This window comes from Dyella silvatica (assembly GCF_026283955.1).
Taxonomy (GTDB): domain Bacteria; phylum Pseudomonadota; class Gammaproteobacteria; order Xanthomonadales; family Rhodanobacteraceae; genus Dyella_C; species Dyella_C silvatica.
Genome location: NZ_JAPDPE010000082.1, coordinates 1 through 24,526, shown reverse-complemented (window position 1 = coordinate 24,526; position 24,526 = coordinate 1). Strand labels below are relative to the sequence as shown.

Below are 24,526 nucleotides of genomic sequence, written 5' to 3'. Positions count from 1 at the left end.
CAGTGGCAAGAATGCGCGTATCGAGCGTGCCTGGGTGTTTTTCCAGCACCTCGGCCAGCACCATGGCCAAGGCATACGGCTCTTCGCCGGTCGAACAACCGGCCGACCAGATGCGCAGCCTTTCGCCGCTGCGCTTTTGCTGCAACCACTGCGGCAACAAAGTGTCGGCGAGAAAATCGTAGTGATGCACTTCGCGAAAGAACGAGGTGACATTGGTACTGATCGCGCTCGCCAGATCGCCCAGCTCAGCATCCGGGTCGGTACGCAGCCGCTCGCAGTAGCTGGCGAATTCGCTTAACCCCAACGAACGCAGGCGCCGCAGCAAACGCCCCTGCACCAGCTGGCGTTTGTGCTCACCCAGGGCAATGCCGCAATGCTCCAGGACGAATTCGCGCAGAAAGCGGAAATCCGCATCACCCAGCACCGGCCCATTCGCGGCCGATGACTCCGCCGCGCCCAGCCCAGCCAGCGGCATGCCGGATCGGCCAACAGCCGTGGCATGAGTCACCTCCAGTGCGCGCTTGGTCATTGCTTAGAACTCCGTCCAGGCCCCGGCGGCCACCGGCAGCGCAGCCGCAGTGGGCTTGGCAGGCGCCAATTTGCGCACCGCCGCCAACATGGTGGCGGTCGCTTGTGCCTCAGAAACCATCGCCGCGCGACGGGTGGAAGCAGCCACTGGCGCCGTCGCATCGTCCAGCTGGAAGAAGCGCATGTGCCGAGTCAGCTCATTCGCCTGCTCTTGCATGGCCCGCGCTGCAGCCGCCGCCTCTTCGACCAGGGCGGCGTTCTGCTGGGTCATCTCGTCCATTTGCGACACCGCATGATTTACCTGATCGATGCCGGCCGATTGCTCCTGACTGGCCGCGGCAATCTCGGCCACGATATCGGTCACCTTCTTTACCCCATCGACGATGTCCGCCAGGGCTTGGCCCGATTGATCGACCAGGCTGGAGCCGGCGCGCACCCGCTCGCCGCTCTCGCCGATCAAGGCCTTGATCTCTTTCGCAGCACCGGCGCTGCGCTGCGCCAGATTGCGCACCTCGGCCGCCACCACCGCAAAGCCGCGGCCCTGCTCGCCGGCGCGGGCGGCTTCCACCGCGGCGTTCAATGCCAGCAGATTGGTCTGGAAGGCGATCTCGTCGATAAGTCCCACGATATCGGCCATCTTGCGGCTGGAAGCGTCGATCTCCTTCATCGCCGCCACGGTTTGCATCACCACCTGCCCGCCGTGCTCAGCCTGCTCGCGCGCACCTCGCGCCAGCCGATTCGCGTGATGAGCATTCTCGGCATTCTGTTTCACCGTGGCCGTCATCTCCTCCATCGAAGAGGCGGTCTCTTCCAGACTTGACGCCTGCTCCTGCGTGCGCTGGCTGAGATCGTCGTTGCCACGGGCTATCTGTTGAGCCGCGCCGCTGACCGCGAAGGCGTTGTCGCGCACCGCACTGACAGTATCGACCAGCTTGTCGCTCATCGCCTGCAGGGCGTGCTGGAGCAGACCCAGCTCATCGTCGCCACGCACCAGCAGCCGATGCCCCAACTTACCGCCGGTGATCTGCCCTGCCACGTCGGCGGCCTGTCGTAGAGGGCGGGCAATCGTCCGCTGCAGATAGACCACGATGGCCACCATCACCAGCAAACCGAACACAATGCAGGCAGCGACCAAGATCCGCACCCGCACCGCGCGCGCCTGCGCAGCGGCATAGCTTTCGCTGACCTGATCGGCGTTGATCTTCAATAGCCCGCTCAACACGCCACGCATCTCGGTGGAGGTGGTGGTGAGGTCGGTGGCGATAAGCTGACCGGCTGCCGCAAAATCATCGTGTTCGAGCAGGCTGAACAGCCGGCCCACCGTGTCATCGAAACGATGCCGCAACGGCGCATAGCGGTCGGCCTGTTGCTGCTCCAGCGCCGAAGCGATCCAGGTCGGGTAATACGCCGACCACTGTGCATCCATCGCCTTGCGCGTGGCAGGCCACTGCGCCTGCAACTGCTGCGCCAGCACCTTGTCATGCTTGATCACGGCGAGATCGAGCTGCGTACGCAACTCGCCCTGCAGGTCTTTGACGCTGGAGATATGCATCACTGGCAGCATGTTGCCGTTATAGGTCTGGCCCAGATCGCGATTGCTGCTGTTCAACTCCAGCATGCCCAAGACTCCGACGCCGATCAGAACCAACGCGCAGATCGACATGGCAATGATGAGTTTGCGAGCGATGGTCCACTTGCCGAGAGTCACGATGGTTACCTTTGCGTAGTTGCCGTTGGCGCTGGAGCTGGCTTTGATGGGATGCATGAGTGCAGGGTGAAATGTGCACCTGGCATCGAGGTGCGGTGGTGAGAGGTATCAAGTTGTGGTGAGGCCTTACCCCCTCCCAGCCTCCCCCTGCAAGCAGGGGGAGGAGCAAAGAAGCCTCCTCTGCCGCGAAGGAGCGAGGAATCACAAAGCCTCCTTAATGGGCCCCCTCCCCTGCATGCAGGGGAGGGCTGGGGAGGGGTCAAACATCTAGCCTCAACCACTCACTCAAAACTCTTTCCAGACCCCGGCATCCGTCGCTTCCACCTGACGGCGCACCGAAGCCGGCGGTACCGCCTGCCGCACTGCTGCAAAAACCGCCTCCGTCTCAGCCACCACCGCCGCCGACACACGCGGCTTCGGCACCGCGCCATCCGCATGCAGGTGGAAGAAGTTCACTTGCCGGGTCAGTTCATCAGCCTGCTCTTGCATCGCACGCGCCGCCGCCGCGGCTTCCTCCACCAGCGCCGCGTTCTGCTGGGTCATCTCATCCATTTGCGACACGGCGTGATTGACCTGATCGATACCTGCCGACTGCTCCTGGCTGGCCGCGGCAATCTCGGCGACGATATCGGTGACTTTTTTCACACTGTCGACAATCTCCGCCAAGGCCTTGCCCGACTGGTCGACCAGCTCCGAACCCACGCGCACCTTGTCCGCGCTATCGTTGATCAGGCCCTTGATCTCTTTCGCCGCACCCGCACTGCGCTGCGCCAGGTTGCGCACTTCGGTCGCCACCACCGCAAAGCCACGCCCTTGCTCGCCGGCACGCGCCGCTTCCACCGCGGCATTCAAGGCCAGCAGGTTGGTCTGAAAAGCAATCTCGTCGATCAAGCTGACGATATCGGCAATCTTGCGGCTGGAGGTATGGATCTCACGCATCGCAAGCACCGCCTGCGCCGCCACTTCACCGCCACGCTCGGCCTGCTCGCGGGCACCACGGGCCAATTGATTGGCGTGACTGGCGTTCTCGGCATTCTGCTTGACGGTCGAGGTCATCTCTTCCATCGACGAAGCGGTTTCTTCCAGGCTCGACGCCTGCTCTTGCGTGCGCTGGCTCAAATCGTCATTGCCGCGCGAAATCTGCTGCGCCGCCGTGCTGACCGAACCGGCACCGTGACGCACCTCACCGACAATCGCCCCCAGGCGCTCATCCATCGTACGGAACGCGTCCAATAACGCGCCCAGCTCATCATGACGGGTCACCTGTACATCGTGACCCAGCTTGCCATCGGCAATGCCATGCGCCACCTGCACCGCATAACTCAGCGTGCCGGTGATCGAGCGGATCAGGAAAATCGCCGCGATCAAGGCCACCAGCAAGCCCGCCAGCAACGCAGCCAGGCTGATCGCACGCACATATTGATAACTGCTGAGCTGCGAATGATAAATCTGCTGCGCTTCCGTGCGTTGAATCTCGACCAGCTTGCCCAACACGCCCTGGCGCTCCATCAGCAGCGGACGAATCTGCATTTCCAGAATGTCGCCGGCCCCGGCATCACCCTGCCCCAACGCATCCAGCATGTCTTTCTTGGCCGCGTTGTATTCATCGTCGGTGGCATGCCAGGCCTTGTACGGCACTTGCAACGCGGCACTTTTCGGCAGCGCCTCGTACTGCTTCTTGTACTCGGCCATTTCCTCTTGGTATTTGTTGAACTCGGCCAGCTTCTGCTTGAGCTGATCCGGCTTGCTCACTACATTGGCCGCCTCACCCATGACAATGAACGACATCAGCGAACGCGTATTGATCTGGCTGATCAGCTCGGTCGGCACAATTTCTTCGTCGTAGATCTTGCGCATGCCTTCGTTCTGCAACGACATCGAGCCAAGACCGATCACCGCCCCACCGATCAGCATCAAGCCAAGCATGGCGAGCACACCGATCAGCCGGCCACGCACCGTGAGGGAAGGCATTTTCAATTTGATAGCAGACATTTTCATTGCGGTTCCTGTCAGGCCACTGCTTTTACGTCGCTGGCCGCGGTCAACGCGGCCTCCAGCATTTGCGCCTCTTGCGGCTGCAGCAGCTTGTCCACGTCAAGCAGCAACACCATGCGCTCGTTGATCGAGGTCAAGCCTTTGAGATATTCGGTATCGACCGTGGTGCCCATGTCCGGCACCGGCTCGATGGCGCCGGCCGATACATCGAGCACGTCGGAGACGGCATCCACCACCACGCCGAAGTAACGCCCGGCAACCGTGATAATCACCGTCACCGTGGTCGCGCTGTATTCCTCACGCACCAACCCAAAGCGCAGCCGAAGATCCAGCACCGGCACGATCGCCCCGCGCAAATTCAGTACGCCAAGTACATAGGCCGGCGCTTGCGGAATGCGTCGGCAATGCGGGCCGTGGCACCGCTCGATGGCTGACTCATGTGTAATCCACTAACAGGACACGTTGTCCTTATCCCCTAGTGGGTATCGGCCGGGGTTTGCGAATCTTGAACGCTGAGATGGTCCTGATTTGGGGTCAGTTTGCTGTGGCTTCGCGACGGGGGCGGCTGCGGCAGGCTTTGCACCGGCCAGCCTTTCGTAGACATCGTCGAGCCATCATTGCTGGCCATCGAGGATAGTCGGTAGCAACTGTTGTGCCGGACAGTCAAAGCCAGGGCAGCGCATGGCGCACTAATCTATGCGAACTGAAACCGCTGCGAAACTTCGGCACGGCCGAGGATGAATCGCCCTTTCAGGTCGCATCTACTAAAGAAAAAGGATTCATCGTGAAGATCGGCATTATCGGTTCCGGCAATATGGGCGGGTGTCTGGGCAAGCTCTGGTCAAGAGCAGGCCACCACGTCATGTTTAGTTTCACCTTGGACCCCAAAGCGCTGGACGAAGCGGCGGCGTCCGCCGGCGGCCGTGTCGGCACGGTGATCGATGCGGCGCAGTTTGGCGACGTGGTGCTGGTCGCCGTGCCCTGGACCGCCATCGACATCGCGCTCAAGGATGCAGCCCCTGCCCTCGCGGGCAAAGTCGTCATCAGTTGCAACAACCCTTTGAAAGCCGATTTGAGTGGCCTTTTGCTGGGTACAGAGACCTCTGGCGCCGAAGAGGTTGCGCGACGCTTATCGACCGCGAAGGTGGTCGAAGCATTGTTCCCCTTTGCCCAGCAGTTGCAATCGGGCACATGGCAAGCCACGAAGCAGCGGCCCACCCAGTTCTATTGTGGCGACGATGCCGATGCCAAACGGGTCGTGGCGACACTCATCGACGAACTGGGGTTTGATCCCGTCGACGCCGGCCCACTGACCAGTGCGCGATTTCTAGAGCCCTTGGGCATGCTGATGGTGCAACTCGCCTACCGCCAAGGCATGGGAGTGAACATCGGCATGCAGCTCGCGCATCTCTGATCGCCGGCGGCTGCGTGGCATGATCGCCACGCAGCGTCAGGGCATGGGAAACGAACTGTCGATCAGCTCATCGGGTGGCTAAGCAGTCTTTCGGAGCGCTTGACGATCTCACTTTGCCTGAGCTCTTCGATCACGAACTCGACAAACAAAGCGACGCGCGGTGGCAAGTATTTGCGGGTCGGATAGTAAATGCAGATGTCAGTCCGTCGTTCAATAAATCCCTTCATGACGTGCTTGAGCTTGCCTGCATCAATAAGCGGAAACGCATGATGCGCACCCAACAAGACGACACCACACCCAGCGACAGCCACTTCCGCCAACGCTTCGGTATCGGTAACGACGATCCGCGAGTGAGGTTGAAATGTGACTTCCTTATCCATCGCTTGAAGTTTCCATGCCTGAATTCGTCCCGAGCTTGGTGAACGAAAGGAGATGAGCTCGTGTCGTTCCAGCTCTTCCATCGAGTGCGGCTCACCGTGCCGCTCCAGATAGGAAGGCGCCGCGCACAACACTTGCAGCGAGGGTGAGAGTTTGCGGGCAACGACATTGGTATCCATGTCCGGCAAGTTGCCGATGGCGCAGTCGTAGCCTTCTGAGATCAGATCGACGTGACGGTTCTCGAAGCGCAGATCAAGCGTAATCAGCTCAAATTTCTCCCGGAACTTACTCAGCAAGGGCAGCAAGGTAACGCGCGTAAACGCGATGGGTAGCGAGACCTTGACCGTGCCGCTGGCGCCGGTATCGGCGGAGGATAGCGATTCAATCGCGTCCGCGATTTGCTGCGCGGGTTGCTGGACCAACGCATACAGTCGCCGTCCTTCCTCGGTGATGGACAGATTGCGTGTCGTGCGCTGAAAAAGCCGGCAGCCAAGCAACGATTCAAGCATGCCAATTTGTTTACTGACCGCGCCCGGGGTCAAACCCAGCTGTCGGCCCGCGGCGGAAAAACTCGCGGTTTCGTAGGCGGCGGTAAACATTTTCACCGCCTTTAACAGGTCGATCGAACTACTGTTGCTGATGTTCATTTGTTCCTTCGACTCACAATTGTTTCATCGATGCGCCACATAGTTGAGCGTGATCGCGATGCCTAGAATGAGGCCATCCGTTGAAGCCCTGATCGCGTCGCAAGCAGAACTCCGCGACCCAGCAAATAAAGAACGCGAGCTTACACGGAAAATTTCTACTCGGAGCCTAAATGAGTGCAGAACGCGTACGACTGAAAGCCTTCGCCATGCCGTTGACGAGCCCTGCTTTTCCTATGGGCCCGTACAAATTTTACGACCGCGAATTTCTCATCATTACCTATCGCACCGATCCTGCTCGCTTGCGAGAGATGGTTCCGGAACCTTTGGCGATCACCGATCCCATCGTCCACTACGAATTCATTCGCATGCCCGATTCCACTGGATTCGGCGACTACACGGAAAGCGGGCAGGTCATACCGGTCACCTTCAACGGGAAGCCGGGTAGCTATACCCACGCCATGTATCTCGACGATCATCCGCCCATCGCCGGTGGACGCGAGCTCTGGGGCTTTCCAAAAAAGCTGGCCAAGCCGACGCTCGAAGTCCACACCGATACGTTAGTCGGCACGCTCGATTACGGCCCGGTACGCATCGCCACGGCCACGATGGGCTATAAACACCGCGAGCTGGATATTGCCGAACAGACGCGGCGACTCGCTGGCCCGAACTATCTGATGAAGATCGTCCCCCACGTGGATGGCACGCCGCGGGTCTGCGAGCTTGTGCGCTATCACCTGCAAGACATTGTCGTGAAAGGCGCATGGACAGGACCGGCCTCGCTCCAGCTGTCGCCTCATGCGCTTGCGCCGGTTGCCGATCTGCCCGTACTTGAGATCGTCGAAACGCGCCATCTAGTGGCCAATCTCACCTTAGGGCTCGGCGAGGTGGTTCACGACTATCTCGCAAGCGACCGTTGAACGCATTCTCTTTCTTGGATAACCGAAGCATGACAACACTGATGGGTAAGACCGCCGTTATTACCGGGGCGGCAAGCGGCATTGGCAAGGAAATCGCAATGACGCTGGCAGCGCAAGGCGCCGCCGTTGGCGTCGCCGACTTGAATCTCGCGGGGGCGCAGGCTGTCGCCGATCAAATCAAGCAGCTGGGGGGCAAAGCCATGGGTGTCGCCATGGACGTATCCAGCGAAGATGCGGTCAACCAGGGCATCGACAAAATCGCCGAGGCACTCGGCCCGATCGACATCCTGGTGTCCAATGCCGGTATCCAGATCGTCGGATCGATCGAATCCTATGCGTTCTCCGACTGGAAGAAGATGCAGGCGATTCATGTGGACGGTGCATTCCTGACGACAAAAGCGGCCTTGAAGCACATGTACGAAGGCGATCGCGGCGGCGTGGTCATCTACATGGGCTCCGTACATTCGCACGAGGCATCGCTGTTGAAATGCGCCTACGTCGCCGCAAAGCATGTGGTCTGTCCGGGCTTCGTGCGCACGCCGCTCGTCGACCAGCAGATTCCACAGCAGGCCGCCAAGCTGGGTATCAGCGAAGAGGACGTAGTCAAGCGCGTCATGCTTGGCAGCACGGTGGATGGCACATTCACGACGGTCGACGACGTGGCGCAGACCGTTCTATTTCTGTGTGCGTTCCCCTCAGCCGCGCTGACCGGTCAATCGTTTATTGTCAGCCACGGCTGGTACATGCAATGAAGCCGCGCATGAAGGTCCGACGCCAGGCTGATGGCGCGACCGATCACCAAGCGAAGACACCGCCCGGCGATAACCGCGGGCGGCTGCCGCCTTACGAGACGATTGCACTCGTACTGCAGGGCGGTGGCGCACTTGGTGCATATCAAGCGGGTGTTTTCGAGGGCTTGCATGAAGCGGACATACCGCTAGGCTGGATCGCCGGCATTTCGATAGGCGCGTTGAATGCAGCGATCATCGCCGGCAATGCGTTCGAGCATGCGCTGTTCAACGGTTCCGAGGCCACGCGCACGGCGCTCTCTTTTCTCCAGGCCAGCAGCGCTGCGATCCAGGGCCAATCCGGCTTTTTTCATCCGCGTTTTCCAATCCCGATGCCCTGGCTAGAAGGCCCGTCTGCCGCGAATAGCTGGTATGACATGTCGCCCCTTAAAGCCACACTGGAGCGATTCTGCGATTTCGATCGCATCAACGCTGGCGAAACACGGGTGTCGGTGGGTGCGGTGAATGTCGCCACCGGCAACTTCTCGTATTTCGACAACACCCGCATCGCCTTGCGCGCAGAGCATTTCATGGCCTCAGGAGCATTGCCGCCGGCTTTCGCGCCGGTGGAGATTGATGGCGAGTTCTTTTGGGACGGCGGCATCGTATCGAATACGCCGCTGCAGGAAGTGCTTCGCGCGTCGCCGCGCCGCGACACCCTGGTATTCCAGGTCGATCTGTGGAGTGCGCGCGGATCGATCCCGAATAACCTGGCCAATGTCGCCGAACGCACCAAGGATATTCAGTACTCCAGCCGCACACGCTTCGTCACCGATGCTCTGCAAGGTGAGCAGCGCTATCGAACCGTATTGCGCAAGGTACTCGAACGGGTACCTGAGGCACTGCGCAAGGACGATCCCTGGTTCAATCTCGCCGCCGAACTTTCGTGCGGAAAACGGTACAACGTGCAGCATCTGATCTATCGACAGCAGAAGTTCGAGCACGACTACAAAGATTATCAGTTCGGCTCGTCCACGATGAATAAGCACTGGGCGGAAGGATTGAGCGACATCCGGCGAACACTCGCAAACAGATCATGGCTGGAACTTCCCGATAGCGACGCTGGCTTTATCACTCATGACATTCACCGCACGAAACCGAAGGCGAAGCCGGGTAGTTCCGCGTAAATAGCCATCGAACACATTCACGGCCGTCATCTGGCGGTCGATCACCATAAGGATAAGAAGACGCTATGTTTTACGACGTAAATGCTCTGTTCGGCATACATCAAGTCAACGCCCATCTTGGCGCGAGTATCGCGAACCTGTGGCTGGATAGGTTGAATCGAAACCAGGCACTCACCATGAAAGTGATCAAGGATCACACGGCATCGACCCAGAAGGCTGTCACAGCTATCGCCGCCAACCGGGATCTGTCGGCGCTGATCCCGCTACAAGCCGAACTGATGCACGAGCCGATCGCTCAGTTCAGCCAGTTCTGGCAAAACGTCATCGTCGAGATGCGAGATAGCGAATCCAAAAGCGTCAGTGATTTTCGTCACGCCGCGCAACAGTGGCAGGCGAGCGTGGCCAATTCGACGGATAGCTTTATCAATCACCCCTGGGTCGCACACGGGCATCGGCAGTGGATTGATGCCGCGAGCCTGACGTGGAAACCGCTTAGCGACAACGCCCGACAGATGTTCAATTGGCCGTTCCAACGCGAATTTTCCGCAGGCGGCCACGCTGCGGAGACTCCCGCTGCTCAAGCGTCCGCTCACCATCAGGCCTAGTGAATTTACTGACAAGGGAAAGAGGTTGTGATGAACGAAAGGGTTGCTTTTATCACCGGGGGTATGGGCGGCCTTGGGGAGGCTATCAGCATCAAGCTCCATGATGCGGGTTACACGGTGGCCGTCGCGTATTCGCCATCCAATGCGGGGGCAAGCGACTGGCTTGCTGCCATGAAAGTGCATGGCCGGACGTTTGCCGCCTATGGCGTCGACGTGACCGATTACGAAAGCTGCCAGGATTGTATCTCGCGCGTTCGTCAGGACCTGGGCTCTATCGACATTCTGGTAAACAACGCCGGCATGACGCGCGATGCAGCCCTAGGGAAAATGCATAAAGCCGACTGGGACGTCGTGCTGAGCACGAATCTCGACTCGGTCTTCCATATGACCAAGCCGGTTTGCGATGGCATGGTCGCGCGCCATTGGGGGCGAATCATCAATATCTCATCGGTCAATGGCTCCAAAGGTGCATTCGGACAAGCAAACTATGCCGCGGCCAAAGCCGGCATGCATGGTTTCACGAAAGCATTGGCGCTTGAAGTCGCGAAGAAAGGAGTGACAGTCAATACCGTCTCGCCTGGCTACCTGGAAACCAAGATGGTTGCGGCGATACCGCACGACATATTGACGACCAAGATCCTGCCGCAAATCCCGGTGGGACGACTGGGAAGGCCCGATGAGGTCGCCGGGCTGATCGCTTATCTATGCCGGGATGAAGCCGCCTTCATCACTGGGGCGAATGTCGCGATTAACGGTGGTCAGCATATGCAATGACGCATGGGCGAGCTTCTGCACGCCGCTGTCTTTACCTCTTGCGATGGCAGGTTGGCTTGAACACGACATGGCGTTGACCGATACCGCTTGATGGCGACGCCATCGATCTTCTCGGCCCAGAGCGTCGCTTTGTGCAGGGCACATCCCTGTGGCTGGCCAGCGCCACTCCGATACTGCGAAGCGCTGATTTCGTCAGGAAAATGTCTTGTCGGTGATGCTGCCGAGTGAGCCGTGCGGAGCAGCGCACCGATATTGCATGGACAGGCCTTGGCTACACACTCCGGACCACCCCCTCGCCCTTCCATACGAGCACTTGAGTGAGTGGTGCGACTGCACTTTACGCCGGCGTAGCTGATTAGCCTGACCCTGCAAACGGTCGCGCTCAACGATTGAAACCAGTTCTCCATGGCTTGGGCATGGCGCTTGCCGATGCCCGTCAGCGAGAACCTGTACGAAGCGCCCTCTTTGGTATCCAGCCGTTATGTTTGTGCATGATCAAAGGTCACTACCATGCTTTACCGTGTTCCATACCTGCACCTCGCTGTAAGACTCAGTCGCTGGGTGCCGACTGCATGCATCATCATTACGCTGGCGGCGTGCGCAAGCTCAGCTGGCCAACATACTCGCGCGGCGATCATCGATGCCGATGGACTGACTGCGGCCAACAGCCTGTCCTCCACTTCGCTTTCTGCAGTGAGCTGGCCGAAGGATCTCTGGTGGACGGATTTCGGCGACGGCCAGCTCAATCAGCTGATGAGCGAGGCCTTGTCCGGACAGCCCAGTTTGCGCATCGCCGAGGCCAGGGTACGGGAGGCCGAAGCCGTGGCCGGTATCGTCAAGTCGGCGCTTTATCCGCAGATCGACGGTAGCCTGCAGAGCACGCGGCAGCGATTCAGCGAACACGCACTGGTGCCCAAGCCCGTCGCCGGCACCTGGAATTCGGTGAACAACGGCTCTCTAGGCGTCAACTACGAACTCGACTTCTGGGGCAGGAATCGCGCGGCGATCGATGCCGCACTCGATCGTGCCGATGCTGCCGAAGTCGATCTTCACGCGGCACGCCTGATTCTCACAACAACGCTGGCTAGCACTTACTTTCGATTGAATCTTGCGTATGCGCAACTGGATGTCGCGCTGGATACCCTGGCACAGCGCGAGAAGACCCTCGAGCTGACTCGCCAGCGTGTGGCCGCCCAGATCGACTCTCAATTGGAGCTGATACAGGCCGCGGCCGCCTTGCCTGAAATACGCGAGCGCAGTGCGTCGATCCATGAGTCGATTGCCCTGATCAATAACCAGCTGGCCTCACTGCAAGGGAAAGGGCCGGACGCAGGATTGACTATTCAGCGGCCGCAGCTGGCGGAGGTTGGACCGGTTGCCTTGCCTACCGATCTGCCCGCGGAGCTGATTGGGCGCCGACCAGATATCGTCGCCGAACGCTGGCGGGTCGAGGCGAGCCGTCGAGACATCAAGGTCGCCCAGGCCGAGTTTTATCCCAATGTCAGCCTAAGCGCGTTGGCAGGATCGCAAAGCCTTGGGCTTAGCGAGTTTCTATCCGGCGGCAGTCGAGTCTTTGGCGTGGGCCCAGCGGTTTCGCTGCCGATCTTTAAGGGTGGCCGCTTGCGCAGCAACTTAGGTGCGCATCAAGCCGAATACGACGCCGCCGTGGAAAAGTACAACGCCACGGTCATCGCCGCCATCCACGATGTGGTCGATCAGCTGGTCTCGCTGCATTGGCTTGAGCAAGAAATTCAGCAGCAGGATGACGCGCTCCGCCTGACCCAGCACGCCTATGACCTTGCCATGCATCGCTATCACAGTGGGCTGGCGAACTATCTGCAAGTGCTCTCGACCGAAAGCCAGCTACTCGTGCAGAAGCGGCTGGTCATCGAGTCGCAGACGCGTCAGCGCGAACTGCGACTAAGCCTCATACGAGCCCTTGGCGGCGGTTATGCACCATCGAATGCCGGATCCAGGCGGTATCCATCTGCGCTGACGTCCAACGGAGCCAAATCATGAATGCTGTAGTAGCCAACGCGCCGGTCAACGAAAGCCCGAGCCCGATTAACTCCGGCCCGGCTCACCGCTTGCGCCGCCCGCAAGCGGCGGGCGCAGCCATGCTGGCGCTGTGCGTTGTCGGCGCCGCCATCTACTGGGCCGCCGCGGGACGGTATCGAGAATCCACCGAGGACGCCTACGTGGATGGCAACGTGGTCTCGGTGACGTCCCAGGTCAGTGGTGTCGTAACAGCCATCGGTGCGGATAACACCGACTTCGTGGATGCTGGGACGATCATGGTCAAGCTGGACGATATCGACGCCTCACTCGCCCTGTCCAGAGCCGAAGCCCAGCTGGCCCGAACCGTCAGGCAGGTGCGCGTCCAATATGCGATGGCCGAACAGGCGCGCGCCAACCTTGAGCTGCGTAGGGTCGAACTGGGCAAAGCCAAAGCGGACTTGATCCGCAGGCAGGCACTGGTCGCTAGCGGCGCGATCTCCGGCGAAGAGGTCAAACACGCGGAGGAGGCGATTCGCACAGCCACCGCGGGGCTGGGTGTGGCCAGCCAACAGTTAGCCGGCAGCGAGGCATTGATCGACCGCACCTCGATCGCCTCTCATCCCGAAGTATTGACCGCGGCGTCGCAAGTGCGGGACGCCTATGTGGCCGCCTACCGTACCGCGGTCCCTGCACCGGTGACGGGGCTGGTGACCAAGCGCAATGTGCAAGTGGGCCAAAAGATCAATCCAGGCATGCCGCTGATGTCGGTGGTGCCGCTGGATCATCTTTGGGTCAATGCCAACTTCAAGGAATCCCAGCTACGGCATATCCGCATGGGTCAACCCGTCACGCTGATCGCCGACGTCTATGGCAGCGACGTCGTCTACCGGGGCACCGTGGTGGGCCAGGACGCCGGTACCGGCAGCGCCTTCTCCCTGCTTCCCGCGCAAAATGCGACCGGCAACTGGATCAAGGTCGTGCAACGCGTACCGATCCGCATCGCGCTCGATTCGCAGCAAATCGCCCAGCACCCGCTGCAGCTCGGCCTGTCGATGAAGGTCAGCGTGGATACCGGCCAACGCCATGGAAGCCGACTGATGACCCATGGCTCGCCCGGGCACGGTTACCAGACTGACGTTTTCGCCCACGAGCTGGCCAGCGCCGATGCCCTGGTCGACAAGATCATCGCAACCAACCAGTAACGATGACTGCTGTGATCCAGAGGAACCTCGCCATGAATCCGCGTAGCCCAGGCGACCGTCTGCTCTATGCCACGATTTTCGTGCTCACGTCGATCGAGTATCTGCAATCGGGCATGACCGCGTTCGCGGCTGGCCCGATCATGGGCGAGGTGAGCATCACTCCGGAAGACTTCAGTGCTATCGCCGCGGCCTATGCGAGTGTGGCGATCCTGGTGATCTCCATGCAGCGCTGGTTGGTTGAGCGCCTCGGTGGACGTACCTTCCTGCAATGCGCCACGGCAGTCTCGGTGGTCGGCTCGGTGCTATGCGCAAGCAGTGACGATTTCCAGTCGCTGTTGCTGGGTCGCATCGTGATGGCCTTGGGCGGCGCTCCCTTTTTCACCGCGGCGCGCATGCTGATTCACCGCGGGCTTGCCGGGCCCAAGCGTTTTGTCGGCATCAAGTTTCTGGCCACAAGCTTGGCCATGAGCACCGCGGCGGCACCATGGCTGGCTTCGCTGGCAGTCTCCCATGAAACATGGAGTGCCATTTATTGGCTGCTGGCCGCGCTTGGCCTACTTGCCTTCACCCTGTGCAGCACCGCTTTGCCGACCATCCCCGTCACCAGCCCGCGGCAGCGATCCGAATCGGATCCGTGGCTTCAGCTGCTGCTCGCAGGCGGCAGCTTCACCCTGCTCTACGCATTGCAGCGGGTGTACTACGACTTCTACGGTGATATGGCCTTGCACGTCGTGATAGTCAGCGCGGCCGTGCTGGCGCTACTCATCTACTTCCAGCGTCAAGAGCATAGCGCCCGCCCCTTGCTGCGCGTTCGGGAGCTGTTGCACACCCGCTATCTGGCCGGCCTTGCGCTGTTCATGTTTGCCTACGTCATGCTCGGCGCCAACAACTATGTCATTCCGATGATGTTGCAGCGGACGCTGGGTTACACCTGGGAGACCGCGGGATACTTCCAGGCGCTGGGACTGGGTTTTGCCGTGCTGACCTGGGCCATCATGTCGCGCATCCTGCCTCGATACCCGTCGCCGCGTAAATTCATCATCACGGGTTTTGCCGCGCTGAGCACCTTTGGCATCCTGTTGGCTGGGCTCACTCCTACAGCCAATCTATGGTTCGACGTGCTTCCGGCGCTGGCGATGAACAGTGTCTTCCTGCAGACCGTGCTGCCGGTGACCGCGATGCAGACGTTCCGGCAAATGGAAGATGACGAGTCGATATTCTCCAATGCCCAGCAAGTGAAAAGCATGCTGTCGCAGGCCGGCATCGCTCTGGGCATTACCCTGGCCACGCTGGGCCAGCAATGGCGTACGACTACACACTACGGCCTGCTCAATGCGCAGGTAACCCCTGACAATCCGATCTACGCCGCGACCATCCAACGCCTACAGGATGCGCTGAGCAGCGCTGTCGATGCAGGCCAGGCCTCCGCCATGGCCACGGCACAGGTGGCACAGCTGCTTGTGCAGCAATCATCGATGCTGGCCAACATCGACCACTTCAAACTGATCGCCATCCTGGGGCTGCTAGGGGTGCTGGTGACGCTAGTACAGAAGGTTTTTCGGTGACTCGCTGACGCGCCGCGACCGGCACGCCAAAAACCATGAACGATGAGCCATGAGCCGTGGTTCGCGACTCACGATCGGCCAGAGCACCCATCATCGGTATCGGCGGAATGCGACTTAAGGCATGCGAAGCAGGCCTGCGTAAATATCGCCTGTCGCCCGGAGCTGCGATCCTGATGAGCTGAGATCAACTCAGCCCATCAAGCCCGTGCGGCACTTATCTTCTTTATAGATGCGCCCCGATGAGGGGCTTGTCAGTTCTTTTCCGCTGGCGAAAGCGGCACGCCCCATATCTCAGTGACATTGCCACCCAGACGCCATTCGCTCAACGGGCGGCGTGGCGCAATCAATCCCGGCAGTCGGGGATCTCGGGTGCGCGCGTAGTAAGGCTCCATCCACGACAACTCGTCCTGGAAGGTCCAAGGGAATAGTTGCTGTTTGATCGGGGTGATTTTCGCGAAGCTGGACGGGTCGATGACAGCCTCAGTGACCAGGTTGGCCAGCCGGGCGATAGCGTGGCCGTTCTCCTGGTAAAGGTCGACGTGTTGCTGTCGTGCGAGTTCGGCGGTAAAGACGAGTGGGATAAGCGCGAACGTATGATAGTGAAGCGCACGATCGCCACGTTTCACCTCACGCTCCAAAGCGCCATTGGGGCCGATGTCATGAATGCCCTCGCGCGCACGCGCGAGTCCGGCATCGACCAGTTCAGGGTTATGCGCGACCGTACCGATGGCAACCAGATTCAGGCCGGCCCAATACACCAGATTATTGTGCAGATGATTGATCGCATCGGCGTCACGCGTGGCAACCGCGATGTGTTCCAGCCACTGGCTGATAGCGTTCAGGCGACCGGGGTTAGCGTCTTTGACGTTGGCGGGCAGGTGGAGCACCACCAGTGCGAAGTCCGTTCCCGCCCACGAGCGCTCGTAGTAGCCCTGGTAGCCGGAAATGGGGCCCATCAAGGCATCGGCCTTAGCCCAGCCGTCCAATAAATCCATCGTGCAGGCCCATTGGCCGGTATCCGCGGCGTGGTTGAGCTTGGCAACGAAGTCGCGCATGGGTTTCACGGAACATCACATGCGTTGGCTACACCCCAGCCAGCCAGACCCATGCCTATGGCTAGCAAGAAAGCGCCAGCCCTCCACACGACTCGATAGCCCATATTTGCTCCTGAGATTTATTTTTACGCGACGGACCATGCCTGAGACAGCAGACATGAATCGGAGACGATTCCATTATCTCTATTTTCCGCAATGGAATGACTTCGCTAAATCTTGTGGTCAGGCAACATTTGGCATGTGTGCATTGGCTTGCGCGTGAGCAAGAATGCGTGCAGCGTCATTACCGGTCCACCACTAAAAAACCCAGCAGCGAAATCTCAGCGAAAACAAATCAATCAAAGCAAACAACAAACTCAGGCCGCCCTACGCCGCCCCTGCATTCTCACTAACCCCACCACATCCACAATCAAAGCCACCGACCCATCCGCCAGAATCGTCGCTCCAGAAATCCCATTCACTCGCTGATAATGAGCCTCCAGCGATTTCACCACCGCCTGCTGCTGGCCAATCAACGCATCCACCAACAAACCAACCCGCGTATCCCCACCCTCGACCACAATCACCAAGCCGCCATCGTCAGCAGCATCGACACCGTGAGCAGCAAATGCCTCACGCAGGCGAATAATCGGTACATACGCATCGCGAAAACGGAATAACTCACCGCCACCCACGACCGTGCGAATCGCCTCAGCGCGCAATTGCACGGACTCCACAATCGACACCAGCGGCACGATGTAACGCTCATCGCCTACCGCCGCGGTGAGACCATCGATAATCGCCAAGGTCAGCGGCAAGGTGATGGTGAACAAAGTGCCGCTGCCGGGCTGGCTGCGAATATGCACGCTGCCACCCAGATCCACCACGTTACGGCGCACCACATCCATGCCCACGCCACGACCGGAGAGGTCGGTCGTGGTGGCGGCGGTGGAAAAACCAGGCTGGAAGATCAACTCGGCAACCGCCTCGTCGCTGAGTTGATCGGTGGGAGCCATCAGGCCTCGCTGTATCGCCTTGGCAACAATGGCATCGCGATTCAAGCCGGCGCCGTCGTCGCTGATCTCCACCACGATGGAACCACCGCGATGGGAGGCCTCCAGGCGCAGCGTGCCGGTATCGCTTTTACCCGCGGCGCGACGGCGCGCTGGTGATTCCAGGCCGTGGTCGATGGCATTGCGCACCAAGTGCACCAACGGATCGCCAATTTTCTCCAGCACCGTTTTGTCGAGTTCGGTGTGCTCGCCGACAAGATCCAGCTTGACCTGCTTGCCAAGCTTCTGGCTCAAGTCACGGACCAAACGCGGAAAGCGATTGAACACCGCGCTGATCGGCAACATGCGTATGCCCATCACGCTTTCCTGCAGCGCGCGTGCATGCCGGGCCAATTGCGCCAGCCCTTGTTGCAATTGATCCAGCCGCGCCATGTCGAACTCTTCGCGAAAGGTGTCGAGCATCGACTGGGTAATCACCAGCTCGCCGACCAGGTCGATCAAGCCATCGATTTTGTCGATGCCTACGCGCACCGATCCACCCTCGCCAGCGGTCGATACCTCGCGCGCTGCGCGTGGTGCGGCATCGCCTATCGTGGCGCCTGCCGTGGCTACCGGCACCACTACAGGTTCGGTAACCACCGATACGGTAACGGCAGGCTCGATCTGTAATTCACACTCGTCTTCGACCCAATCGAACACGGCGGCAATCGCTGCGCGGGTGGTGTTGCCGTGCAGTTCGATCTGCCAGCCGATATGACATTCGTCGGTTGGCAGCACCGCCAGTTTCGGCAGGCGGTCCAGTTCGGGGCGTACGTCCAGCCGCCCTAACTCGGCCAGCTCACGCAACAGACGCAGCGGATCGTTACCGCCGGCCAGCATGCCCGGGTGCGGGCGAAACAAAATCTTCCAGCAGGTCACCTTGGCGTCATTCGCCGGCGCTGCCTGCTTGCCGGGCGATGTTTCAGCAGTTGCACCGCGCTGCATGGCCGCGGCCAGGGCTTGGCGCAATTGCTCGCTGTCGGCATCGGCCAGCGGCTGCCCACCTTGGGCCCGTTCGAACATGCCGCGCAGGCAATCCACGGTGCGCAACAGCAGCTCGACCATGCCTGCGTCGATGGCACGACGGCCATCGCGCAATTCGTCAAGCAGCGACTCCGCCTCGTGCGTAAAGGCGGCCATCTCTGGAAAACCAAAGGTCGCCGCACCGCCCTTGATCGAATGAGCAGCGCGAAAAATGCCGTGCACCAGTTCGGCATCGCCGCCATCGTCCAGCGCCAGCAATGCCGATTCCATCGCGGCAAGTCCTTCGGCGCTTTCCTCGAAGAAGGTCTGATGAAACTGAGCGAGGCTGACGTTGGCCATGACTTAGCCCAACACGCGCTTGACCGTGGCCAGCAATTGCTCGGGATCGAACGGCTTGACCAGCCAGCCGGTGGCGCCAGCGGCCTTGCCTTCCATTTTCTTGTCGGTGTGCGACTCGGTGGTCAGCATCAACATCGGCACGCCTTTGTACTCGCTCAGCGTGCGCAGCTCGCGCACCATGCTGATGCCGTCCATCACCGGCATATTGACGTCCGCCAGCACCAGGTCGAAGCGCGTACCGCGCGCGGCATCCAGCGCCAGCTGGCCGTTCTCCGCCTCGCTTACCTCATAGCCGGCGCCGCGCAAGGTAAAAGCCACCATGCCGCGCATCGAAGCCGAATCGTCTACTGCAAGAATCTTTGCCATCGTCCACCTCAATTCAAGCCGGCACGGATGCCGGGAGTTCCAATACCTGGGTCAGGCCGAGTAATGCGGCGGCGTCGCGAACGACCTCGCTGACACCTTGCCAATGCATCGAGCACGCGCTGGCGGCGGCCTCGCGGCGGCAGGCCACCAGCCATTGCAAGGCGGCGGTGTCGATCCGGCTTACGGCGGCGGCAGCCACGCTAAAACCGGGTTGCTGCAAGGCGGCCAGCAGCTGCGTTTGCAGTGCCGGCAGCGCGGCCATGCGGCAATCCTCCGGCAACTCGATGAGCTGCCGCGAATCCGTCGCCCGTTGTTGTTGGTTCGCCATGCCTGCCCTGCTGTATACAGCGTTGTGATTGCAGTGCTTATCGGCCGTCAGCGGACGGGCTTGAGTGGCTTTTGTCTTCCTCTCAGGCCCACTGGCGACAGGCCGCAACCCTCAAGTTCCTGCGCGGCAGGCCGATGCATGAGTCAAATGCGCATTCGGCGCAAGCTCGCTCAACGGAGCTCGCTTGATTATTCAACCCACCAGCCTTGCCGCACTGACCTGGGCAGGCGCCGCAGCAGGCAGCAGCGCCGAAAGCTGGCGCATTGGCAACGTGCTTCTGGCACGTTCGCTGGGGACGAGTGCGCAAGGCTTATTGATCTTGCAGGTGGGCGCCATGACGGTGACCACGGAAACACCGAGCAACCCCTTGCCGCCGCAGTTTCAAGTACGCGTGCTCAGCCTCGGCGCACAACCGCTGCTGGAGGTACTGGCCGGCACTGGCCCCGAACAAGCCGTACAGCGGGTTTTGCGCGAGCGCCTGCCACAACAGAACGGCTACGCCCCATTACTCGCCACCTTGACGACGCTGGCGCAGCGCCCGGTATTGCGCCAACTGCCGCCGCAATTACGCACCGCCCTGGCCTTGCTCGAACACAGCATTCGCACGCCCGAGGAAATTCGCAGCGGCCCCGGCCTGCGCGAAGCGGTACTGCGCAGCGGACTGTTTCTGGAAAGCCAATTGGCCAGCGCCGCCGGGCTGGATGCCGCGCTCGGCGAAGACGATTGGAAAGCCGCCTTGTTACGCCTGAGCAGTGTGCTGCACGCCGCCGGCTACGCACCGAAGCCAGCCACCGGCGGCCCCGAGACTGCCCCGCCACTGCAACATCGCGGACTTCAGGCGCAGTCACGCGCGCTGCCGGTTGCCGCCGAATGGATCGAAAGCGGCGACAGCATCGCCCTGCGCCCCTTGCTTGGCAAATTGCATACGGATGTACACGCCGCGCTGGCGCGGCTGGAAGTCGCGCAACTGGAATCCACGGCGACCGCGGCCTGGATCGTCGAGATCCCGGTTCAAGGCGAGCACGGCCAGGACGTACTGCAACTGCAACTGGAATTTGCCGCCAGCGATGAAGACTGCGGCAGCTGGACCCTGGGCTTTGCGCTCGATCTGCCCGCGCTCGGCCCGGTGCAGGGCGAGCTGCAATTACGCGGCCTGCGCCTGAGCGTGCGACTGTGGGCGCAACATGCCGCCACCGTGCAAAAACTCGAAGACCGCTTTACCCTGCTGCGCCACGCGGCGGCCAACAGCGGACTCACCCTGGATCAACTGAGCTGCCAAAGCGGTTTGCCGCAAGCCAGCACCCAGGCACGCAACGCTGTGCTGCTGAAAACCACCGCATGAACGAACTGCCGCCGTCGCCCCAGCGCAAAGTCAGCCTGCGATTAAGCAGCGGCGACCACGCAGCCGCGCCGCTCGCCCCCGAGGCACTGGAGCGCCTGCTTGCGCGGGCACACGAACTCGGCCTGCCCTTGCACCGCGATCCACAGGTCGCCGCCCTGCTCGCCGCCTTGCGTATGCGTGACGATGTGCCGCCGACCTTGTATGCCGCGGCGGCGGCGGTGTTGAGCTGTGTCTACGATGCGGCCACGTCGGCAGATTGAGCTACCGTCGCCCTGCCCAGTGCAGATGCCGCCGATGGCCTGGTCGGATATGGCCTGAGCCAGGCAAGGCCTGCGCAGCCAGCACGGCTGCGAATGCACACCATCGTGCGCCGCACATCATGGGCAGCCGATCGATCAGAGACAACCGTGGGGAAACCCTGGAAATCCAGAGTTTCCCCACGCTTAAACGCACTGAGCCAGCTTAGAGTGAAATCGTTGCGTTCTTCGGCGACACGGCGAAGAAGATGTTGTCGGTGCAACTGATCTTAAAACGGGCCTTGGTGGAGGCTATCTTGGACGGTAGCGTGACCTTGGCCGAACCGTTGTTATCGGTGCTCGCCAACAGCGGCGTAGGCTGATAGACATGGCCTCCGTCCAGCGACAAATCCACCCGCACCTTCGCGCAAGAGATCGGTGCAACATCGGTCTTGGCGACGTTCCAGCTAATGGTCTGCTGGCTATCGGCCTTCCAATTCACCGCCGTGCTCGGCGCGGTCACGGCGAAGGCGCTGCCGGTGTTGACCACATTGACGGTAACGTCGCCGGTGGTCGTGGTCGGGCCACTTGAGTTGGCGTCCGAGGTTGCCACGCCATCGCGCACCGTCACCCGGAACTTCAAAGGACGCTTGGTCGCGGGGTAGACCTCGCCTTTATCCAAACCTTGTTCGCCCAGTACGGTGGCCAACTTGGGGAAAACCCTCTCGCCGGTGGTATTACCCGAGAACGAACGGAAGATCGGGCCCGCCCCCGTGTCCTTCAGCGCCGCCGCGCTCGCTTCGGCTTTTCCGGTATCGGCCTCTTCCCAGGTGTAATTGAGAACAGCGTCGGCATTGCCGGACTTGGCCTTGGCTTTCAGCGCGAACGGGGTCTTGGCAGGAATCGACTTAGCGTTGGCCTTCAGTGAATCGCTGTCGATGACCGCTGCGTTGCTGGTATTGGCTTTCTTGACCGCACAGCTGCCGCCGGTGCCGGCGATATGGGTCTGGATCTGATCGATGTTGATCACGTTGAAGTACGGGTCCGAGTGCGGCTGCAGATCAGTCGTGCCGCATACGCCGGCATAGGCCATGACCGTGGTTCCGCTGCGCGGTTCCGCGGCGTACTTTACGTCATCGTATGCGCCAAACCCGGCAAAGCCGTCGCATCCCGCAAAAGGATGATGGCCGCCAAACGAATGGCCGATCTCGTGCGCAACGTAGTCGACCACGAACGCATCGCCGACCGGATCGGGACGACCGGTACTGCCAGAAGCCTTGTTGCTTGCGCAGGTGCTGCCGATATCGGCCCTGCCGCCATCGCCTTCGGCGGCGACCACGTGGCCCACATCGAATTGCTTATCGCCGATGACCGCGGTCAGGTTGGTGACGTTTTTGGCATTCATCGCGGCACTGCCTGGCGTAATGCCAGCGTACGGGTCGGTTTTGCTATCGGTATAAATAATCTTGTCTTCATCGGCGATGAGGGTTAAATGCACGCCGAGATCGGTTTCGTAGACTTCGTTGACCCGATTGACCAAGGCGGTCACGGCCGCCAGGCCATTCTCGACTTTGCCGCCGAAGTTCTTGGTATAGCCACTAGTGGCCGCTATCGCCAAGCGATAGGTATAAAGCGAGGAGCCGCCCTTGGCTGCCGCGGCGGCCGGCTTGGATTTGAGATTCGCCTTCAAGGCGTCGAGTTCGCTCTGCTCGAATGCCGGCTCCTTGAAGGTAGAGATGGAAGACGGCAACGCCGAACGGCGGAAGCTCCAGTACTGGTCGCCAGCGGATGAGGCGGCGCTGATCTTGCCGCTCAATTTTTCCGCACGTTGCACCAGCCAAATACCGCCATCGTCGTACACCGTGGCTTCGACACCCTGCGGCGTCACATCCAGGCGCAGGCGCCGGCCCTTGTCGTCCACCCCTTTGTAGCTCTTGATGTCCGGATAACGCTTGGCCAGCGCAGCGGGCAGCACATTCGATTCGGACAGCGTGAAATAAGTGGTGCCGCCTTCAGGAAGCGGCAGCGCGAAATTGTTGCTCTGGGCGCTGCGGATCGAGCGCGCACTGGCGTTCAACTCGGTTTTCAAACTGCCGAAGTCCAGCGTGAAAACACGATATGCCGACGGTACGATGCTTTTGGTCCCCACACTCTGCGTGCGGGCAGCAGACGCTGCCTGAGCAGGGCTGGCTTGCGGCACCTCATGCCAAAAACCAATCGTGTCAGCGGCATGGGCTAGCGAGGCCACCATGCATGCGCCGATCACAGCGAGACTCAAGAGTTTTCTACGGTGGTTCAACATGTGCACACTCCTCTGGACTCGGCAAGCCACGCTCGCCAAATTTATTGATGGAAAAATCCGTATAGCGCCCGCAATGCAGCCATCGTCCCCAAGCAATGGCGTGGGCATGGCTTATCGATCACATCCGACTCTCGCAAAATATGACGAGAAAACATGCCCCACTCGTAAGAAAACGCGAGCGAACGAAATCCCCCTACCCAGGCAGCAAAGACATGCGCTGGCGCGCGCAAGCGCGGCGCGTGAAGATTTCGTGATGATGTTCGGACGTCTGTTCGGCGAATGGCATGACAGATTCCGCCGCGGCGCGTCGTCACTGCAGCGGATAGCTGCGGCCGCAGCGCCAGTTCGCCGGCCGCATAACAGCATGCGACAACGCCCCTCTCCACTTGCCCGACCAGGGCCATCGCCAAGCCATCGGATGCGATCGCTTGATGGTCGTCGACCCAGGCGAAGTCATGCACTCGATCGCCATACCGTGATTTGCACAGCGTGGCGCTCGGCTGCCGTCAGACTCCCCACCTTAGCCATCAGCGATGCGCCGCGTTCATCCGGCCATCCACGCCGCGACGATGTCGGCGCGCTAACGGCAAGCGCTGCCGCTGCGAGAGGAAAGTGCCACCGATATCCTGATCCAAGCTACGCTTGCTCAGCCAGCACCACACAGGACGTACAGAATCATGACCAAGACCGGTTATCTAGCCTTGCTTGTTGCAAGCCTGCTGTTGGCTGCACAACCGACAGCCGCTGCGGAAAAACCGCCCTCGCGCCCAGCGACCCAAGGATGCGCCTGGCAGCATCTGTCCGATTCGACGCTGGGCTTGGCGGCATGGGTGCAGCATTGCGATTTCGGCTTTCGCAAAATCGATCTGGTTGCAAAGAACCAGCGCATTGTCGAAC

At 60.6% G+C, this 24,526-nt stretch carries 23 protein-coding genes; 12 read left to right on the top strand and 11 right to left on the bottom strand.

The window, feature by feature from the left end:
* The 4 genes from OUZ52_RS15700 to OUZ52_RS15680 all read right to left on the bottom strand — a co-directional run.
* On the bottom strand, nt 1–529 hold a 529-nt coding region (locus OUZ52_RS15700), incomplete at its 3' end, for a CheR family methyltransferase (RefSeq protein ID WP_323135360.1).
* 3 nt (nt 530–532) lie between these two features.
* The gene (locus OUZ52_RS22885) at nt 533–2,293 is read right to left on the bottom strand and encodes a methyl-accepting chemotaxis protein (protein WP_323135359.1); all 1,761 of its coding nucleotides are present in this window, start codon (nt 2,291–2,293) and stop codon (nt 533–535) included.
* Nucleotides 2,294–2,521: 228 nt separating this feature from the next.
* Nucleotides 2,522–4,234 carry a methyl-accepting chemotaxis protein gene (locus tag OUZ52_RS15685; protein ID WP_266159465.1) on the bottom strand — a complete coding sequence of 571 codons (1,713 nt, stop codon included), beginning with the start codon at nt 4,232–4,234 and terminating at the stop codon, nt 2,522–2,524.
* A gap of 11 nt (nt 4,235–4,245) precedes the next feature.
* The gene (locus OUZ52_RS15680) at nt 4,246–4,659 is read right to left on the bottom strand and encodes a chemotaxis protein CheW (RefSeq protein WP_266159466.1); all 414 of its coding nucleotides are present in this window, start codon (nt 4,657–4,659) and stop codon (nt 4,246–4,248) included.
* Nucleotides 4,660–5,015: 356 nt separating this feature from the next.
* Here OUZ52_RS15680 and OUZ52_RS15675 point away from each other — a divergent pair, with 356 nt between their 5' ends.
* Complete coding sequence (locus tag OUZ52_RS15675; protein ID WP_266159464.1) at nt 5,016–5,645, top strand: NADPH-dependent F420 reductase; 630 nt, start codon at nt 5,016–5,018, stop codon at nt 5,643–5,645.
* Between the two features lie 62 nt (nt 5,646–5,707).
* Here OUZ52_RS15675 and OUZ52_RS15670 read toward each other — a convergent pair whose 3' ends face one another.
* Nucleotides 5,708–6,670, bottom strand: coding sequence for a LysR family transcriptional regulator (locus OUZ52_RS15670; protein WP_266159463.1), 963 nt, complete (start codon nt 6,668–6,670; stop codon nt 5,708–5,710).
* A 170-nt stretch (nt 6,671–6,840) separates the two neighbouring features.
* Between OUZ52_RS15670 and OUZ52_RS15665 the strand changes: the two genes are divergently transcribed.
* From OUZ52_RS15665 to OUZ52_RS15630, 8 genes are all read left to right on the top strand, one after another.
* Nucleotides 6,841–7,587 carry an acetoacetate decarboxylase gene (locus OUZ52_RS15665; protein ID WP_266159461.1) on the top strand — a complete coding sequence of 249 codons (747 nt, stop codon included), beginning with the start codon at nt 6,841–6,843 and terminating at the stop codon, nt 7,585–7,587.
* 29 nt (nt 7,588–7,616) lie between these two features.
* On the top strand, nt 7,617–8,339 hold the full coding sequence (locus OUZ52_RS15660; protein ID WP_266159460.1) for an SDR family NAD(P)-dependent oxidoreductase: 723 nt from the start codon (nt 7,617–7,619) through the stop codon (nt 8,337–8,339).
* Between the two features lie 8 nt (nt 8,340–8,347).
* Nucleotides 8,348–9,502 carry a DUF3734 domain-containing protein gene (locus tag OUZ52_RS15655; RefSeq protein ID WP_266159459.1) on the top strand — a complete coding sequence of 385 codons (1,155 nt, stop codon included), beginning with the start codon at nt 8,348–8,350 and terminating at the stop codon, nt 9,500–9,502.
* Nucleotides 9,503–9,678: 176 nt separating this feature from the next.
* Complete coding sequence (locus OUZ52_RS15650) at nt 9,679–10,107, top strand: hypothetical protein (protein ID WP_266159458.1); 429 nt, start codon at nt 9,679–9,681, stop codon at nt 10,105–10,107.
* A 30-nt stretch (nt 10,108–10,137) separates the two neighbouring features.
* Nucleotides 10,138–10,881 carry an acetoacetyl-CoA reductase gene (phbB, locus tag OUZ52_RS15645; protein WP_266159456.1) on the top strand — a complete coding sequence of 248 codons (744 nt, stop codon included), beginning with the start codon at nt 10,138–10,140 and terminating at the stop codon, nt 10,879–10,881.
* A 510-nt stretch (nt 10,882–11,391) separates the two neighbouring features.
* Nucleotides 11,392–12,900: an efflux transporter outer membrane subunit gene (locus OUZ52_RS15640; protein WP_266159454.1), complete on the top strand. Its 1,509-nt coding sequence runs from the start codon at nt 11,392–11,394 to the stop codon at nt 12,898–12,900.
* On the top strand, nt 12,897–14,081 hold the full coding sequence (locus OUZ52_RS15635; protein WP_266159453.1) for an HlyD/EmrA/EmrK family protein: 1,185 nt from the start codon (nt 12,897–12,899) through the stop codon (nt 14,079–14,081). The genes OUZ52_RS15640 and OUZ52_RS15635 overlap by 4 nt, the downstream gene beginning before the upstream one ends.
* A gap of 32 nt (nt 14,082–14,113) precedes the next feature.
* Nucleotides 14,114–15,646: an MFS transporter gene (locus OUZ52_RS15630; protein ID WP_266159452.1), complete on the top strand. Its 1,533-nt coding sequence runs from the start codon at nt 14,114–14,116 to the stop codon at nt 15,644–15,646.
* 251 nt (nt 15,647–15,897) lie between these two features.
* Here OUZ52_RS15630 and OUZ52_RS15625 read toward each other — a convergent pair whose 3' ends face one another.
* The 4 genes from OUZ52_RS15625 to OUZ52_RS15610 all read right to left on the bottom strand — a co-directional run bounded on the left by OUZ52_RS15625 (nt 15,898) and on the right by OUZ52_RS15610 (nt 19,749).
* A complete protein-coding gene (locus OUZ52_RS15625) occupies nt 15,898–16,701 on the bottom strand; it encodes an alginate lyase family protein (protein WP_266159450.1) in 804 nt (267 codons plus the stop codon).
* 356 nt (nt 16,702–17,057) lie between these two features.
* A complete protein-coding gene (locus OUZ52_RS15620; RefSeq protein ID WP_266159448.1) occupies nt 17,058–19,055 on the bottom strand; it encodes a chemotaxis protein CheA in 1,998 nt (665 codons plus the stop codon).
* A 3-nt stretch (nt 19,056–19,058) separates the two neighbouring features.
* On the bottom strand, nt 19,059–19,421 hold the full coding sequence (locus tag OUZ52_RS15615; RefSeq protein ID WP_266159447.1) for a response regulator: 363 nt from the start codon (nt 19,419–19,421) through the stop codon (nt 19,059–19,061).
* A 13-nt stretch (nt 19,422–19,434) separates the two neighbouring features.
* Nucleotides 19,435–19,749: an STAS domain-containing protein gene (locus tag OUZ52_RS15610; RefSeq protein ID WP_266159446.1), complete on the bottom strand. Its 315-nt coding sequence runs from the start codon at nt 19,747–19,749 to the stop codon at nt 19,435–19,437.
* Nucleotides 19,750–19,933: 184 nt separating this feature from the next.
* On the opposite strand from OUZ52_RS15610, the gene fliK reads away from it, so the two are divergent.
* Nucleotides 19,934–21,091 carry a flagellar hook-length control protein FliK gene (fliK, locus tag OUZ52_RS15605; protein ID WP_266159445.1) on the top strand — a complete coding sequence of 386 codons (1,158 nt, stop codon included), beginning with the start codon at nt 19,934–19,936 and terminating at the stop codon, nt 21,089–21,091.
* Nucleotides 21,088–21,351 carry a flagellar biosynthesis protein gene (locus tag OUZ52_RS15600; protein WP_266159444.1) on the top strand — a complete coding sequence of 88 codons (264 nt, stop codon included), beginning with the start codon at nt 21,088–21,090 and terminating at the stop codon, nt 21,349–21,351. Before fliK ends, OUZ52_RS15600 begins: the two co-directional genes overlap by 4 nt.
* A 202-nt stretch (nt 21,352–21,553) precedes the next feature.
* Here OUZ52_RS15600 and OUZ52_RS15595 read toward each other — a convergent pair whose 3' ends face one another.
* Nucleotides 21,554–23,629: a reprolysin-like metallopeptidase gene (locus OUZ52_RS15595; RefSeq protein ID WP_266159442.1), complete on the bottom strand. Its 2,076-nt coding sequence runs from the start codon at nt 23,627–23,629 to the stop codon at nt 21,554–21,556.
* Nucleotides 23,630–23,670: 41 nt separating this feature from the next.
* Nucleotides 23,671–24,090, bottom strand: a complete 420-nt coding sequence (locus OUZ52_RS15590) for a hypothetical protein (protein WP_266159441.1) — start codon at nt 24,088–24,090, stop codon at nt 23,671–23,673.
* A 216-nt stretch (nt 24,091–24,306) separates the two neighbouring features.
* On the opposite strand from OUZ52_RS15590, the gene OUZ52_RS15585 reads away from it, so the two are divergent.
* Nucleotides 24,307–24,526, top strand: a 220-nt coding sequence (locus OUZ52_RS15585; protein ID WP_266159440.1) for a hypothetical protein, incomplete at its 3' end; no start/stop codon positions are given.